The 16,015-nt window shown below is 37.2% G+C and carries 14 protein-coding genes and 2 pseudogenes; 13 read left to right on the forward strand and 3 right to left on the reverse strand.

What is annotated here, in order from left to right:
- The 9 genes and pseudogenes from FYJ25_RS00495 (at position 1) to FYJ25_RS00530 (ending at position 8,864) form a co-directional block, all read left to right on the forward strand.
- Positions 1-837, forward strand: a complete 837-nt coding sequence (locus FYJ25_RS00495; RefSeq protein ID WP_021906921.1) for a PTS system mannose/fructose/sorbose family transporter subunit IID — start codon at positions 1-3, stop codon at positions 835-837.
- Between the two features lie 16 nt (positions 838-853).
- The gene (locus FYJ25_RS00500) at positions 854-1,138 is read left to right on the forward strand and encodes a hypothetical protein (protein ID WP_154580266.1); all 285 of its coding nucleotides are present in this window, start codon (positions 854-856) and stop codon (positions 1,136-1,138) included.
- Positions 1,139-1,357: 219 nt separating this feature from the next.
- Positions 1,358-2,179: pseudogene (locus tag FYJ25_RS00505) on the forward strand (ATP-binding protein); the annotation flags it as partial.
- Between the two features lie 250 nt (positions 2,180-2,429).
- Entirely contained in the window at positions 2,430-4,409 is a 1,980-nt protein-coding gene (locus FYJ25_RS00510) for a purple acid phosphatase family protein (protein ID WP_205677369.1), read from the forward strand.
- Between the two features lie 39 nt (positions 4,410-4,448).
- Positions 4,449-5,609 (forward strand): YibE/F family protein, encoded by a 1,161-nt coding sequence (locus FYJ25_RS00515; protein WP_154580268.1) that lies wholly within the window; start codon positions 4,449-4,451, stop codon positions 5,607-5,609.
- 49 nt (positions 5,610-5,658) lie between these two features.
- Positions 5,659-5,787, forward strand: a complete 129-nt coding sequence (locus tag FYJ25_RS14725; protein WP_279237040.1) for a hypothetical protein — start codon at positions 5,659-5,661, stop codon at positions 5,785-5,787.
- A 212-nt stretch (positions 5,788-5,999) separates the two neighbouring features.
- Positions 6,000-7,040 carry a methionine ABC transporter ATP-binding protein gene (locus tag FYJ25_RS00520; protein WP_021906927.1) on the forward strand — a complete coding sequence of 347 codons (1,041 nt, stop codon included), beginning with the start codon at positions 6,000-6,002 and terminating at the stop codon, positions 7,038-7,040.
- On the forward strand, positions 7,030-7,689 hold the full coding sequence (locus FYJ25_RS00525; RefSeq protein ID WP_147608557.1) for a methionine ABC transporter permease: 660 nt from the start codon (positions 7,030-7,032) through the stop codon (positions 7,687-7,689). Before FYJ25_RS00520 ends, FYJ25_RS00525 begins: the two co-directional genes overlap by 11 nt.
- A gap of 335 nt (positions 7,690-8,024) precedes the next feature.
- Complete coding sequence (locus FYJ25_RS00530; protein WP_021906929.1) at positions 8,025-8,864, forward strand: MetQ/NlpA family ABC transporter substrate-binding protein; 840 nt, start codon at positions 8,025-8,027, stop codon at positions 8,862-8,864.
- 726 nt (positions 8,865-9,590) lie between these two features.
- Here the strand turns inward: FYJ25_RS00530 and FYJ25_RS00535 are convergent.
- The 3 genes and pseudogenes from FYJ25_RS00535 to FYJ25_RS00545 form a co-directional block, all read right to left on the reverse strand.
- A pseudogene (locus tag FYJ25_RS00535) lies at positions 9,591-9,782 on the reverse strand (manganese catalase family protein); the annotation flags it as partial.
- 4 nt (positions 9,783-9,786) lie between these two features.
- Positions 9,787-10,152 carry a spore coat protein CotJB gene (locus FYJ25_RS00540; RefSeq protein ID WP_021906159.1) on the reverse strand — a complete coding sequence of 122 codons (366 nt, stop codon included), beginning with the start codon at positions 10,150-10,152 and terminating at the stop codon, positions 9,787-9,789.
- Entirely contained in the window at positions 10,149-10,349 is a 201-nt protein-coding gene (locus FYJ25_RS00545) for a spore coat associated protein CotJA (RefSeq protein ID WP_021906158.1), read from the reverse strand. Before FYJ25_RS00545 ends, FYJ25_RS00540 begins: the two co-directional genes overlap by 4 nt.
- Before the next feature lie 613 nt (positions 10,350-10,962).
- Between FYJ25_RS00545 and FYJ25_RS00550 the strand changes: the two genes are divergently transcribed.
- The 4 genes from FYJ25_RS00550 (at position 10,963) to FYJ25_RS00565 (ending at position 15,974) form a co-directional block, all read left to right on the forward strand.
- Complete coding sequence (locus FYJ25_RS00550; RefSeq protein WP_154580269.1) at positions 10,963-12,117, forward strand: CobW family GTP-binding protein; 1,155 nt, start codon at positions 10,963-10,965, stop codon at positions 12,115-12,117.
- A gap of 78 nt (positions 12,118-12,195) precedes the next feature.
- Positions 12,196-13,173 (forward strand): TIGR03943 family putative permease subunit, encoded by a 978-nt coding sequence (locus FYJ25_RS00555; protein WP_154580270.1) that lies wholly within the window; start codon positions 12,196-12,198, stop codon positions 13,171-13,173.
- A gap of 1,107 nt (positions 13,174-14,280) precedes the next feature.
- Entirely contained in the window at positions 14,281-15,633 is a 1,353-nt protein-coding gene (locus FYJ25_RS00560) for a sodium-dependent transporter (protein ID WP_021906573.1), read from the forward strand.
- Positions 15,634-15,716: 83 nt separating this feature from the next.
- Positions 15,717-15,974, forward strand: a complete 258-nt coding sequence (locus tag FYJ25_RS00565; RefSeq protein ID WP_096239191.1) for an HPr family phosphocarrier protein — start codon at positions 15,717-15,719, stop codon at positions 15,972-15,974.
- Positions 15,975-16,015: the final 41 nt, after the last annotated feature.

Below are 16,015 nucleotides of genomic sequence, written 5' to 3' on the forward strand. Positions count from 1 at the left end.
ATGGCAGAGAAAAAGCTTTCTAAAAAAGCCTTAAATAAATCATTTCGGAACTGGTATTATGGACATTTAACCTGTTTCTCCCAGGAGCATATGCAGACATTTGGTTACTTATGTGCAATGCTTCCACTAGTAGAAGAATTATATGAAACAAAAGAAGAACAGAAGAAAGCAATGGATACATATACGGCTTTCTTTAATACAGAGCCACAGGTTGGTTCGGTAATTGTAGGTATCACAGCAGGTCTTGAAGAAGCAAGAGCAAACGGAAATGAAGATGTAGACAGTGAGACAATCAATGGTCTGCGTGCAGGTTTGATGGGACCAATCGCTGGTATCGGAGATTCCTTATTAGTTGGTACTCTGATTCCAATCTTATTAGGTATTGCATTAGGGTTATCTTCTGGTGGTTCTATCGTAGGTCCTATTTTCTATATCGTAGCATGGAACTTAATCGTAACTTTAGGAATGCGCTTCCTTTACTTCAAAGGATATGAACTTGGTGGAAAAGCAGTAGACGTACTGGTCGGTGAACAAGCTACGGCGATACGTGAAGCCGTTGTTACACTCGGTACAATGGTAGTTGGTTCTGTTGCAGCAACATGGGTATCAGTAACAACCTCTTTCCATTTAGTAAATGATGCAGGTGAAGAATTCCTGAATCTTCAGAAACAGTTAGATTCTGTATATCCAGGATGTCTTACAGCCGCAGTAGTTATCTTTTGCTGGTGGCTTATGGCTAAGAAAAAAGTTTCCCCTGTTATTACAATGTTAATCTTAGTTGCAGTAGCATTTGTTGGTGTATTAGTTGGATTCTTTAATCCAGGATTACAGTATTAAAAAAGGAGTATAAAAAATGGCAGCACAGACAAAAAAGCAGCAGTTAAAAGAAATCGAATATCAGACCCGTATGTTAAATAACCTGAAAAAATGGATTCGTAATCTGATTATTCTTTCTTCCTGTGGTATGGGAATCGCATACTGGGCAATAAAAATTCAGGAAGGATTGATGTTCAATATTATAGGTGGTGTCAGTATCATTCTTGTAACTGCCTGCGTGATTGGCTGTGTAGTCATTGGACTAGCCTTAAAGCGGGGACAGGAAAACGTGAATAAAATCGTACAGATTGTACAAAGTTAAATATTAACTTATTAGCGTAAAGCATTTTTTAAGACATTTCATAATTATAATAAAATACTTACCTTCTCCAAGTTAGAAATTGTAGTTGCTACCTATTCAATTTTTATACATTTTCTAATATGAACAACCAGATATTTCCATGATATTAGCGTATGGAAATGTCTGGTTTTTTAATTTAGATGAAGTTAGTTTTCTCTATCCTAAAATCCGTTGAAAAACATGCATGATGCGATTAAACCGGATTTAACTATGTTTTTACACTATGAGACATTAGAAGAAGATGGGAAAAAAGTAGTAGCTGTTTCTATTCAAAGAGGAACAGAAAGACCGTATTATATTGCAAAGAAAGGCTTACGACCGGAAGGGGTTTATGTTCGTCAGGGGTATTCTTCTGTTCCGGCAACAGATTCGGCAATTCGTCAGATGATAAAAGAAACAGATGGAGACCATTTTGAAGAAATGCGTAGCTTAAATCAGGAGTTAACATTCGAGGCTGCCCAAAAAGAATTTGAATTGAGAGATATAGAATTTGGTTCACAGCAAATGCAGACATTAAAGATGATAGATAAGGAGGGTATTTATAGCAATTTAGGATTACTTTTATCAGACCAATGTGTTTATACAATTAAAGTTGCCGTTTTTCAGGGAAAAGAACAGGAAGTATTTAAAGACAGAAGAGAATTTTCAGGTTCTTTGCTACAGCAGATGAATGGAGTTTATGAGTTTATTGATTTTCGAAATCAGACACATGCAACGATTAATGGTTTGCTGAGAACAGATATCAGAGATTATCCAGAAGTGGCAGTGAGGGAGGCACTTTTAAATTTAATAGTTCATCGAGATTATTCTTTTAGTGCCAGTGCATTAATTAGTATTTATGAGGACAGAATAGAATTTGTATCAGTGGGAGGATTAGTGCCTGGAATGGAACTGGAAGGTATTATGGTAGGACTTTCTGTATGTAGAAATCAGAATCTGACAAATGTATTTTACTGTTTAAAATTAATTGAGGCATATGGAACAGGAATGCGAAAAATTATACAAGGTAAAGCGAGAAATGCAAAATATATTTTAAATTCGTGAGCGACAGTGGCTGGATTTAGTTGAATTAGAAATTAGATAGTGATTGTGGGGATTTCGAGATTTCGTCCGTTTTGTTTCAATTAGAATTTACCACAATTTTACCAGAATTCCACCTTTCCTTGATAGCAGACCTCACAAAACCTTGCTATTTTATATAACGTAAATTTTAAATTTTAGCAAGGAACAGAGCTAAAGAAAAGAGGTTATTATGAGAAAATTCATGTGGAAAAAAGCTGCAGCAGCAGCTATGACTGCAACGATTTTAGCAACAAGTGCAACAGTTCTTCAAGCGGCTGCACCACCAGATGGACATACGAATGCACAAGATACAGTGGAGGCGTATGGCGGTGCCTACAGCAATTGGATGACAAAGTGGAACAGTACAATTAGCAAAGACAGAGAACAGATTTCTCTTTCTCCGGGAAGTGACAACAGTTCATTAAATTTTGCATGGTATACAAAGAAAGCTTCTGGAATTCAGAAGTTAAAGATCGCAGAGAATAAGAGACTTACGAATGCAACAGTATATGAAGCAAAGCAGACAGAGGCAGTGACAGACAAAGATGATACAACATATGTATCAAATAAAGTAACTGCTACAGATTTAAAGGCAGACACAACCTATTATTACAGTTATCAGAAAGATGGACAGTGGACAGCACCAGAAAAATATACAACAGATAATGGCAGTAAGTTCAGTTTTATTTTTGTAGGTGACCCTCAGATTGGTTCCTCAAATGAATTAAAAGGAGCAGCTACAGAAGAGTTTTATAATGCACAGTCTGCTGCAGTGGCAAATGATGCATTTAACTGGAATACTACATTGAATCAGGCAATGGAAAAGACAGGTAATAAAGCAAGTTTTGTTTTGTCTTCCGGTGACCAGATTCAGAGTACAAAGAAAAAGTCTCCGAATAAGGCAGCGTGGGGAAGTGAAATCGAATACAGTGGATATTTAAGCCCGGATGTATTAAAGAATCTTCCGGTAGCAACTACTGTAGGTAATCATGATGCAGACAATGCAAACTACACCTATCATTTTAATACAGCAAATGCTAGTGAACTTGGTTCAAATGGAAAGGTCGGCGGTGACTATTGGTTTAAACATGATAATGCTTTATTTATTATGTTAAATACACAGGACACCAATGTAGAAGAACATAAGCAGTTTATTGAGCAGACGGTAGCAGCAAATAAAGACTGCAAGTGGAGAATCGTTACGCTCCATCAGGATATTTATGGTTCTGCAGAACATTCCAATGAGCCTGAAATCACAAATTTAAGATATCAGCTTGCACCAATTTTTGAAGATAACAAAGTAGATGTTGTTCTTACCGGACATGATCATGCTTACTCCCGTACACAGATTTTAAAAGGCGGACATAAAACAACGGAATATACAGATGATGACTTTGATTCAATGTTAGATAAAGATATGGATGCAGGAGAGAATCCAGATACGGTATATACAGCAAAAGGAAATATCAAAGCAGATACAACAGATCCATCCGAAAAAGCATATCTTAATTACTTAAATCAGGTGATGGATAAAGATGCGATTCAGCAGGTAACAAAGAAGGGTACAACCGTATTTAATCCAACCGGTATTCTGTACATGACAGCAGGTTCTTCCTCAGGAAGTAAATACTATGATCTTGTTCCAAGACAGCAGAGCTACATCGCAAACCGCTGGCAGCAGGATGTTCCTACTTATTCGGTTATTGATATTACAGATACAACATTTACGATCAATACATATCGTACAGATACAGAAGAAAAGATTGACGAGACATTCAGTATTGCAAAAGTAAATGAGTCTGAAAATAAAAATCAGACTGAAAATAAAAAACAGCCAGCTACAGAAAAGAAAGATACAACAAAACCAATTGAAACAGCAATTGCACCAAAGAAAGCAGTGCTTAAGAAAGTAAAAGCAACTGGTAAAAAGAAAGTAAAAATAATCGTTAAAAAGACTTCTGAAAAGATCAATGGATATGAGGTAATTTTATCTACGAAGAAGAACTTTAAGAAAGCGAAGAAGGTAACAACAAAGAAAAATATTGTTACGGTGAGAAAGTTAAAAGCTAGTAAAAAATATTTCGTAAAAGTACGTGCCTTCAAGAAGGTGGGTAATAAAAAGATTTACGGAAAATATAGTACAGTGAAAAAAGTTATTGTAAAGAAGTAACATCAAAAAAGCAACAGTGAAAAAGTAACAGGAGATCTTATGTCAGAAGAATTAAAGAAAACTGACATAAAAAAGATTGCAGGAAGGGGATGTCTGGTGGTAGCGGTCATCCTGTTTCTGCTCTTTTTATGTCGATATAATCAAATAAAAAAAGAATCTTTATATGATACAGAAGGAAGAACATTTGCTAAGGCAGAGGTAACGGATATTTTGCAGGATAATGAGACGAAAGACGGGATTTATATTGGCAGGCAGCTTGTAAAATTAAAAGTTACTTCGGGAAAATGGAAGGGAAAAACGATGGAAGCAGACAGTTCTTCTGCCTATCTGTATGGGGCACATTGTAAAAAAGGAAGCAGAGTAATTGCACTGATCAGTGAGGCAAATGGTTCTTTTTCAGCTTCTGTCTACAGTGTGGACAGAGAAATGCAGGTATATCTGATTATTGCTATTTTTCTGCTGACATTAATTATTATCGGAGGAAAGCAAGGACTTGCTTCTGTAATCGGACTTGCATTTACGGTGATATGTATTTTGTTTTTATTTTTACCGATGATATATAAGGGACATTCTCCGATTCTGGCAGCGGTGCTTGTTGTTATCCTGACGACAATTGTAACGATGTATCTTGTAGGCGGGGCTTCGGGAAAGACAGCGGTAGCCATTGCCGGAACTGTTTTAGGAGTGCTGATCTCTGCACTGTTTGCTTTGATATTTTGTAAAATGACAGATATAAGCGGGTATAATGTATCAGCAATCGAAAGCTTGATCTATGTAAGAGATCAGACAGGAATAGAAGTAGGGCAGCTTTTATTTGCAGGTATTCTTATTGCTTCTTTAGGTGCTGTCATGGATGTAGCAATGTCAATCTCATCAACGATAGAAGAAATATCTTATCAAAATCCTGAACTGGGGATAAAAGGCTTGTTTTTTTCTGGAATGCGTGTCGGAAAAGATATGATGGGAACGATGTCAAATACATTAATTCTTGCCTTTGCAGGCGGTTCGATTAATACACTGGTATTTATCTATGCTTATAATTATGAATATTTGCAGATGATCAATATGTTTGATATCGGAATCGAAATCATTCAGGGAGTTGCTTCAAGTATGGGAGTCATCCTTACGGTACCGATCTGCTCATTTTTGTCAGCATGTATACAAGGAAAACAAAAGAAAACCTTGACAAAAGAAAAATAGTAATATATTATGAACCCTAGTAAGGAAATGGAAATTGAGGAGCAATATTATGATGATGATGATGTGTGTCATGCCAATGAATTACATAACTTGTAGCTGTGAAGATTCACAGATGGATATGTCTTCTGTGAGGGAGACTGGCTTGCCTGCACATAATGATCAGAATGCGTGTTTATAGATTTTCAGAAGATTTGTTTGAAAAGAGCTTGAGAAGGATGGATTACCAGAGCTTTTATTTCGGCAGAGATTATAATTTTCATGACACCAGGGATGAGTTTCAAGCAGGTAGTGATACCTGCTTTTTTCTTTCACACCAAAAAGAAACTTAATGGCAGGTAAATACCGACCACAGGCTGAAACAATTTTCATAAAAACCAGGGAGGAAGAATAATGGCAGAGATTGTAATAGAGAATCTCTATAAGTCTTTTGATACAAAAGATGGAACAGTAGAGGCTCTTAAAAATGTTAATTTAAGCATCGAGTCCGGAGATATTTACGGTATTATCGGTATGTCCGGCGCTGGAAAGAGTACATTAGTACGATGTATTAACTTTCTTGAAGTTCCGACAAAGGGACGGGTTCTTATTAATGGAAAGTCTTTAGGAGATTATACTTCAAGAGAACTTAGAAAGCAGAGAGAAGACATCGGAATGATTTTTCAGCATTTCAACTTACTGATGCAGAAAAATGTTTTGGAAAATGTTTGTTTTCCGTTGTATATTCAGGGAAAGTCCAAGAAAGATGCTAAAAAGCGTGCAAAGGAGCTTTTAGATATCGTTGGACTTGGAGATAGAACCGGAGCATTTCCGGCACAGTTGTCCGGTGGACAAAAGCAGAGAGTTGCGATTGCGAGAGCATTGGCATCTGATCCAAAGATTCTTCTTTGTGATGAGGCAACCAGCGCACTTGATCCACAGACAACATCTTCTATTTTAGCATTATTAAAGGATATCAATGAACGTTTTAATATTACAATCGTAATTATTACACATCAGATGTCTGTTGTTCGTGAAATATGTTCTCATGTAGCGATTGTAAAAGGCGGCGAAGTAGCAGAACAGGGAACAGTAGAAGAGATTTTTACACATCCTAAGACTGCAGTGGCAAGAGAACTTCTTAAGAATGATGTCGGTGACGGAGAAGAAAAGAACCGAAAGACAACAAGTGGTAAGGAACTGATCCAGAGTGGAGAAAAGATTCGAATCGTCTTTTCCGAAAATTCTGCATTTGAGCCTGTCATTGCCAATCTGATTCTTAACTTTAACGAGCCGGTAAATATTTTAAAGGCAGATACAAAGAATGTCCGCGGTGTGGCAAAAGGAGAAATGATTCTTGAATTTGCGCCGGACTGTACAAAAAATAAAGAAATGAAACAGTATCTTTTAGACAGAGGCTTAGATTTAGAGGAGGTGAATGAGAATGTGGACTAAAGAAATAACAGATATGATCGTCAGTGGTGTATGGGCAACACTTTATATGACACTTGCTTCTACAATCTTAGGATATATCTTTGGACTTCCGATGGGTGTCCTTTTAGCAATCACAGACAAAGAAGGATTAACACCAAATGCAATCGTATATAAAATATTAGATGTCATCGCAAATATCGTTCGAAGTATCCCGTTCCTGATCCTTCTTATTCTGCTTATTCCATTTACAAAGCTGATCGTTGGACAAAGTTATGGTTCTACAGCAACCGTTGTACCACTTGTGATCGCAGCAATTCCATTTATTGCCCGAATGGTGGAATCTTCTATTAAAGAAGTAGATCCGGGTGTTATTGAGGCAGCTCGTTCTATGGGAGCGAGCAATATGCAGATTGTTATGAAGGTTCTCTTAGTAGAAGCCAGAACATCTTTACTTACCGGAGCAACAATCGCAATCGGAACAATTCTTGGTTATTCTGCAATGGCAGGTTGTGTCGGCGGTGGTGGACTCGGTGATATCGCCATCCGTTACGGATATTATCGTTATCAGACAAGTATTATGATCGTTACGGTTGTACTGCTTGTTGTACTTGTACAGATTTTCCAGAGTATTGGTATGTTCCTTGCAGCCAAACTTGATAAGAGAAAATAAAACTCAGATCAAATTATAGTTATCAACTATTTGGAGTCAGCAAATTCAAGTCGAGCAGCCGCGAGACTTGGCGCGTGATTCTGGTCAGCGTAAGCTGACATATTCTTTACAGAATCACTGCGCATCCTCGCGGAGCGTTTATCTTAGTCGGAGATTGGACTCTCACTGAGACAAATTTGCTGTCACTCGCCACCTGAAAGAGGTGGGAGTCTTCTCGACTGAGATAAAAGATTCTCTGAATAGTTAGAATAAATAAAAAATGCACTCAGGAGTCTTCTTACAAATCATGCACAAAAGACTTCGAGAGCACATAAAAAGAAAGAGAGGAAACAGACATGAAGAAATTTGGAGCATTTTTATTAGCAGGCGTACTTGCAATCGGAACATTAACCGGATGCGGAAGTACAGATAAGAAGGCAGAAGGTTCTACAGGAAGTACAGACAGCAAAGTGATTAAAGTTGCAGCTTCTGCAACTCCACACGCAGAAATCTTAGAAGAAGCAAAACCACTTCTCGAAAAAGAAGGATATGACTTAGAGGTAACTGTATTTGATGATTATGTACAGCCAAACGAAGTTGTAGACAGTGGAGATTTTGATGCAAACTACTTCCAGCATGCGCCTTATATGGAACAGTTCAATAAAGAAAAAGGAACAAAATTAGTAGATGCAGGCGATATTCACTACGAGCCATTCGGAATCTATCCAGGAACAAAGAAAAGCCTTGATGAAATCGCAGATGGAGATGAAATCGCTGTACCAAACGATACAACAAACGAGGCAAGAGCATTACTTCTTCTTCAGGACAATGGTATTATCAAGTTAAAAGACGGTGCAGGACTCACAGCAACTGTAAATGACATCGCAGAAAATCCACACAATATTAAGATTGTTGAGTTAGAAGCTGCACAGGTAGCACGTGTAACAGGCGAGACAGCTTTCGTTGTATTAAACGGAAACTATGCTCTTCAGGCTGGCTACTCTGTAAAAAAAGATGCCCTCGCTTATGAAGCAGCAGATTCAGAAGCAGCAAAAACTTATGTAAATATCATCGCAGTAAAAGACGGAAATCAGGACAGTGATGCAATCAAAGCATTAGTAAAAGTTCTTAAATCTGATGACATTAAGAAATTCATTGATGAAAAATACGACGGTGCAGTAATTGCATTTGAATAATAATTTGTAGATTTCGTATAGACGAAAAAAGAAAAAATACCATATCCCATCTGCTCTGTAGTCGCTGTGTTTAAGATGCTTAGCCGCATCTTAAACACGCTCCGAAGCCGCATCTGGGATATGGTATTTTTTCTTTTTTCTGACTATCCTAAACCCACAGTTGGTGAGAATGAGGGATTAAATACGAATTTGCTGGGGACACAGACGCCGCTTTAGTAAAGGATATTGAGCTGAATTGTAGTAAGTCTTTTTTCTTTACCATAGTTTTCTTACAATTCAGCATAAAAGTTTATTTTGGCGGCTGTCTGGTTTTGATAACAAATAGCAAATTAGTTATTTCTGTTGGAAAGAGAAGGGGATTTGCCAGAAGGTTATGATTTTTAATCAGAGAACTGTTTCGCCATAAGAAAATAGCAGTGAAAGCCAAATTCTTCCGATTGCCCCGATTTCTTTCACTATTAATATCCTTACAATTCCGTAAGAAGATATCACCATCTGGAGATTTTCATTCCAATGAAAACCATAGACTTCTGGACAATCCCCATTCTCAGCAACTGTGGATTTAGTATAGTCAGAAAAAAGAAATACTGGCATATCCCAGATGCGGCTTCGGAGCGTGTTTAAGATGCGAACGAGCATTTTAAACACAGCGACTATAGAGCAGATGGGATATGCCAGTATTTCTTTTTTCGTCTACACGAAATCTACAAATTCGTATTTTGATGCTTCTGTACCTATATCTGTGAGGATACCCATAACAGGACGGTAAGGCATGGCAAATCGTTGGGAGAGATAACGCATCGCAGCTCCGGTCTCCCCATCAGGGCCGCCAAATTGTGAGATGATTGCTTTTGCCATGGCTGCATCAGTTCTTTTTATATTAATTGGATACTCTAATCTTTTTTCATAATTCCACATAAACCTATCCCTCCATTTCCCATGGCCATGGTTTATTAGCCCATGCCCAGAATTCTGTGTCTTTTGGAACTGTATCAAGATTCAGAGGTGAGAAGCGGCTGCTATATTCTTTGATGGCCTGCTTTCTTGCATTTTTATAATATTCAAAATATTCTAAAGCTTCTTTGCTTTCGGGATGTGTATCAAGAAACATGGCGCAGTCTAGTGCAGCAAAGCTTACAAGATCAATATAACGCTTGAGTTTTTTTTGCTCGGCGCAGCAGCTACAGCCGTTGTTATAATTACGGTTATGATTAGAATTAGAATTCATGTTGCGGTTATAATTACAGTTAAAATTGCAGTTTTCAGAAGAATTTATATTTTGCATCATTTTCGGCACCTCCTTCCAAGAAAAGCCAGATCAAGTTCCTGAAAGATTGTGCCGGCACATAATGCGTTTTCAGGTTTATATATATTCTGCCATTTCTGCCATGGTACATAAGCCATAGCAAGAGACAGGGAATCAAGTTTTACAGTTTCCTTTTCCTGTGTGCATGAACAGGAAGAATGATAAGAATTATCCATCATAAAAGCATCTCCTTGTTTTGTAAGATTCATAACTATTCAGAATAATGCAGATTCCAAACTATTATGGGATTTGTATTTGAATTTGAAAAGTTAGTCTGAACAGTTACTATAATTTATATATATGACAAGGAGTGAAATGTGTCCGTAAGATATGTATTTCAGACCGTATACAAGTTCAATAAATAATCTGTTATAAAAATACAAGGAATCTGTATTAGCAAATGTAATATTTTATGGATATTGTTATAAGAATATCAGAAAATGATTCAAAAGTTTGGAAAGTGTATAAATTGACAGAAATATGCGGGGGAGGTATAATATAAAAATAACTGTTTTATTTCAGAATATGTTAGTTCCCCAAAATAACATATTAGAAATCCCCAAAACAGTGAGAGAGTCTTCCGGAGAATCTGTTTTTTCGGAAGACTTTTTTTACTTTACAGGAAATTGTTTTCCTGTAAAGTAAAAAACGCTCCGCGAGAATGTGCCTTGGCACATTCTTTGTTCTCCAATAAAAAGAAATTGCACATGCCTTGCATTTTTGTAATCTGAACTGTATAATATAAGATTGAATATAAATTGCTTTATTTTTTGTAGAGAAAGGAATGGAACAATGACAAAGATAGATATTATTTCTGGTTTTCTTGGAGCCGGAAAAACAACTTTAATTAAAAAACTTATTGAAGAAGGACTGAAGGGTCAGAAGGTTGTTCTGATCGAGAACGAATTTGGTGAGATTGGTATTGATGGTGGATTTTTAAAAGAGTCTGGTATTCAGATTAATGAAATGAATTCCGGATGTATTTGCTGTTCTTTAGTTGGTGATTTTAATACTGCTTTAAAAGATGTGTTAGAACAGTATACACCAGATCGTATTATCATCGAACCTTCAGGAGTTGGCAAGCTTTCTGATGTTATGAAAGCAGTACAAAAAGTTGTGGATGCAGAAAAGAATGTCGTATTAAACAGTCATATTACTGTTGCAGATGCGATGAGAGCGAAAATGTATCTGAAAAACTTTGGAGAATTTTATCGTAATCAGGTTGAGTTTGCCAGTGCAGTGATCTTAAGCCGTTCACAGAATGTAAAAGAAGATAAGTTAGAGAAGGCAGTAGCGCTTCTTCGTGATATTAATGGAAAATGTCCTATTGTGACAACTCCTTGGGAAGAGCTTAATGGGGCACAGCTTCTTGAAGTAATGGAAGGTGAGAATGATTTTGCTAAAGAATTGATGGAGGCAGCACAGGTTTGTCCTGAATGTGGACATCATCATGAACATGGTGAAGAATGTCACGATCATCATCACGACAATGATCACGAATGTCATGAACATCATCACGACCACGATCATGAATGTCACGATCATCATCACGACCACGATCATGAATGTCACGATCATCATCACGACCACGATCATGAATGTCATGAACATCATCATGACCATGATCATGATTGCTGTGGTCATGACCATCACCACCATCATGCGGATGAAGTATTTACAAGCTGGGGAAAAGAAACTCCTAAGAAGTATACAGAAGAAGGAATTCGAGCAATTCTTGATACATTATCTAAAGAAGACTCCAATGAGTATGGAATTATCTTAAGAGCAAAGGGAATTGTACCGGATGAAAACGGTAAATGGATTCATTTTGATCTTGTACCAGGTGAAGATGAAGTACGTTACGGTTCTGCAGAATATACTGGACGAATTTGCGTTATTGGTTCAAAACTTAATGAAGACAAGCTGGAAGAGCTTTTTGGTTTATAAAAATGTATCCTGGGAATTTTTGATAAAAACAGGGACAAAAGATTTTGAGAATACACAAAAGCCCACAGGAGGAGATGTATGTTAAGTAGAAAGAAGAAACTGGAAATCCCGGTATATTTATTTATGGGATTTCTGGAAGCCGGAAAGACAACCTTTATTCAGGAAACGCTGGAAGAAGATTATTTTAACGATGGAGAGAGAACACTTTTATTCGCTTGTGAAGAGGGAATGGAAGAATATGATGAAGAACTGTTAAAAAGAACAAATACAACACTTGTTTATGTAGAAGATCAGGAAGATTTTAATACAGAATTTCTTACCAGTAAACTTTTGGAGTACTATCCGGACCGCGTTATTATAGAATATAACGGTATGTGGACCATTGATCATATGGTAGAAGCGTTGGAAGGAACTCCGCTTATGATATTCCAGACAATCGTAAGTGCTAATGCGGAAACATTTGATTTATATATGAACAATATGCGTTCCCTTGCTGTAGAAATGTTTAAGATGGCAGAATTGGTTATTATTAACCGCTGTACAAAGGCAACACCAAGAGCAACTTACAGAAGAAGCATTAAAGCAGTGAATCGCAGTGTTCAGGTTGTTTTTGATTCAATGGTCCCAGGTGAAGACATGGGAGAAGAAGAGGAAGAGTTACCATTTGATATCAGCGGAGAAGAGATTCATCTTGAAGATGATGATTATGGAGTATGGTTTATTGATGCCATGGAGCGTCCTGAACTCTATGACGGAAAGACTATGGTGATGAAAACAAGAGTATTTAAAGCAATGCGTATGCCAAAGGGAACTTTCGTTCCAGGACGACATGCGATGACCTGTTGTGCTGATGATATTCAGTTCATTGGATATCTTTGCCATACAAACCATGCGAAGTCCTCTACAATTAAATCTCTTAAGAATAAGATGTGGATTACACTTACCGCAGAAGTAAAAGTAGAATATAACGAAGAATATAAAGATAAAGGGCCGGTACTATACGCCAAACGAATTGAAGCAGCAGAACCGCCAGAAGAAGAATTAGTATATTTTTAAATACTAATTTTATGGACTAAAGAGACGAAAAGCAGAAATTTAATAGAAAAGAAAATGTGAAGATAGTCGCTTCGCAGAAAATGCCTGCCCAGCATTTTTACTCGCTCCGACATCACATTTTCTTTTCTATTAAATTTCTGCTTTTCTGTGCTTTGGCTTCGGATGAAAATTAGTATTTAAATCTTAGATGGGAATAAGGGGATTACCCAGAAGGCTATGGTCAGAATTCCGTAGAGCAACGGAACAAAATCAAACGTATAACAATTCTTTTTTCTTTATCATAGTTTTCCTACAATTCAGCATAAAATTTTATTTCAGTGGCTGTCTGGTTTTGATAAAATAGTAGTGAAAGCCAAATTTTTCCGATTAATCCGATTTCTTTCACTATAATATCCTTACAATTCTGTAAGAAGATATCCCCATCTGGAGATGTTCATTCTAATGAAAACCATAGCATTCTGGACAATCCCCTTCTTCTTACTCAAATCCAAATACTAATTTCCTTCTGGAGCCCAAAAGCAGAAAACCCGAAATTTAAGATAGAAGAAAATGTGATGTCGGAGCCAGTAAAAATGCCGAACAGGCATTTTCTACGCCGCGACTATCTTCACATTTTCTTCTATCTTAAATTTCGGGTTTTCGTTTCTTTAGTCCTTCAAATTAGTATTTAATCCCCATTCTCACCAATTGTGGATTTAGATAGTCAGAAAAAAGAAAAATACCATATCCCAGATGCGGCTTCGGAGCGTGTTTAAGATGCGAATGAGCATTTTAAACACAGCGACTACAGAGCAGATGGGATATGGTATTTTTTCTTTTTTCGTCTACACGAAATCTACAAATTCGTAGTTGAGTTTTTATTCTTGTGTATTTATAATAATATTATATGGGTATGCTATAAAATAATATTTTACAGATTCTGAAAAGAAATGATAAAAGAGTATATCCAAAATAAGAAATGTGTTCTAAGATTTTTTCTGTGTTCATATTTACAGAAAATATTACAAGAGTACATAATAAGAAAACAGGAGGAAAGGCTTTTAGAGTGTCCGGTGGAGACAGAGATACTGTTGATGCAATGGGCAAGTAGAAGAAAGTTGTAAAAGCATGAAGGAAAAGTCAGTAAAAAGTAATGGGAAAGACAGCAGGGAGTCGTTTAACAGCCGGTGGGGATTTATTCTTGCCTGTATCGGTTCCGCAGTAGGAATGGGAAATATATGGATGTTTTCTACTAGAGTTTCTCTCTATGGTGGAGGTTCATTTTTAATTCCGTATTTTATTTTTGTTATCTTGATCGGATCAACTGGTGTTATAGGAGAGATGAGTCTTGGACGAGCTGCAAGATCCGGACCGATTGATGCCTTTGGTATGATTTGTGAACAGAAGGGAAAAAGGAAGATCGGGGAGGCTCTTGGAATGATTCCGGTGCTTGGATCTCTTGCAATGGCAATTGGTTATACAGTAGTTATGGGTTGGATTTTAAAGTATGCTGTTGGTACATTTACAGGAGCAACGCTTGCTCCGGAAAGTATAGAAGATTTTGGCGGACGTTTTGGAAGTATGGCATCTGCATTTGGTAATAACCTGTGGCAGATTGGTGCGTTGATCATATGCATGGCTATTTTGATGTTCGGTGTAGGAAGGGGAATCGAAAAGGCAAATAAAATATTGATGCCGGTATTTTTTATATTGTTTGTTATTCTTGGCATATATGTGTTTTTTCAGCCGGGAGCTGCTGCAGGATATCATTATATTTTTCGTGTAGATAAAGCAGCGTTATTAAGTCCAAAAACATGGATATTTGCGCTTGGGCAGGCATTTTTCTCTCTTTCTGTTGCGGGAAATGGAACGTTAATCTATGGTTCCTATCTTTCTGATGAAGAAGATATTCCGGCATCGGCGGGAAGAGTTGCATTTTTTGATACAGTAGCAGCAATGCTTGCAGCACTTGTTATTATTCCTGCGATGGCAACGACGGGGGCGCAGCTTAATCAGGGAGGTCCAGGTCTGCTCTTTATTTATTTACCGAATCTTATAAAATCAATGCCGGGAAGTACATTGATCGCAATGATTTTCTTTGTAGCGGTGTTATTTGCAGGAATGACATCATTGATTAATCTTTATGAAGCGCCGATTGCTACCGTACAGGAAAAATTACATATAGGAAGAAAGCCGGCGTGTTTGGTTATTGCAGTGATCGGTATCGTTATGTCGCTGTTAATCCAGGGAATTGTGTCTGGCTGGATGGACGTTCTTTCTATTTATATTTGCCCACTTGGAGCAGGTATTGCAGGAATTATGTTTTTCTGGATTGCGGGTAAAAAATATGTGGAAGTACAGGTCAATAAAGGAAGAGAAAATGCATTTACAAAATTATATTTTCCGATATGTAAATATATTTATGTGCCAATTTGTATTTTAGTTCTTGTATTGGGAATTGTACTTGGCGGAATCGGATGATATAGAGATATAGATTATGAGAATATAATAGAGAAATAAGTGTATGGGAAAGGTGTTGCAAGCACAAGTTATGGAGAGAAAGTATGAGAAGGTTCAGTTATACGATTAAAGAAGAACAAGGAATTCATGCCCGTCCGGCTTCTTTTCTTATTCAGGAAGCCAGAACTTATGAAAGCCGTATTACTATTCGGGTAAAAGGAAAAGAAGCAGATGCATCCAATATTATTGCTGTAATGGCTTTAGATGTCGTATGTGGGCAGAGAGTAGAAGTAGAGATATGTGGAACAGATGAAGGCGTGGCATATCGGGGAATGAAGAAATTTTTTGAAGAGAACTTATAAAACATTTTGATTTTGTTAGGAAAAACAGAAAAAAATATAAG

The sequence above is a fragment of the Anaerobutyricum soehngenii genome (assembly GCF_009697165.1).
Taxonomy (GTDB): Bacteria; Bacillota; Clostridia; order Lachnospirales; family Lachnospiraceae; genus Anaerobutyricum; species Anaerobutyricum soehngenii.

Coding starts and splice junctions, on each gene's coding strand:
- FYJ25_RS00550 (WP_154580269.1), top strand. CDS start 10,963: ATGACAAAGATAGATATTATTTCTGGTTTTCTTGGAGCCGGAAAAACA.
- FYJ25_RS00540 (WP_021906159.1), bottom strand. CDS start 10,152: ATGATGCAAAATATAAATTCTTCTGAAAACTGCAATTTTAACTGTAAT.
- FYJ25_RS00560 (WP_021906573.1), top strand. CDS start 14,281: ATGAAGGAAAAGTCAGTAAAAAGTAATGGGAAAGACAGCAGGGAGTCG.
- FYJ25_RS00545 (WP_021906158.1), bottom strand. CDS start 10,349: ATGATGGATAATTCTTATCATTCTTCCTGTTCATGCACACAGGAAAAG.
- FYJ25_RS00555 (WP_154580270.1), top strand. CDS start 12,196: ATGTTAAGTAGAAAGAAGAAACTGGAAATCCCGGTATATTTATTTATG.
- FYJ25_RS00520 (WP_021906927.1), top strand. CDS start 6,000: ATGGCAGAGATTGTAATAGAGAATCTCTATAAGTCTTTTGATACAAAA.
- FYJ25_RS00495 (WP_021906921.1), top strand. CDS start 1: ATGGCAGAGAAAAAGCTTTCTAAAAAAGCCTTAAATAAATCATTTCGG.
- FYJ25_RS00525 (WP_147608557.1), top strand. CDS start 7,030: ATGTGGACTAAAGAAATAACAGATATGATCGTCAGTGGTGTATGGGCA.
- FYJ25_RS00515 (WP_154580268.1), top strand. CDS start 4,449: ATGTCAGAAGAATTAAAGAAAACTGACATAAAAAAGATTGCAGGAAGG.
- FYJ25_RS14725 (WP_279237040.1), top strand. CDS start 5,659: ATGATGATGATGATGTGTGTCATGCCAATGAATTACATAACTTGTAGC.
- FYJ25_RS00500 (WP_154580266.1), top strand. CDS start 854: ATGGCAGCACAGACAAAAAAGCAGCAGTTAAAAGAAATCGAATATCAG.
- FYJ25_RS00510 (WP_205677369.1), top strand. CDS start 2,430: ATGAGAAAATTCATGTGGAAAAAAGCTGCAGCAGCAGCTATGACTGCA.
- FYJ25_RS00530 (WP_021906929.1), top strand. CDS start 8,025: ATGAAGAAATTTGGAGCATTTTTATTAGCAGGCGTACTTGCAATCGGA.
- FYJ25_RS00565 (WP_096239191.1), top strand. CDS start 15,717: ATGAGAAGGTTCAGTTATACGATTAAAGAAGAACAAGGAATTCATGCC.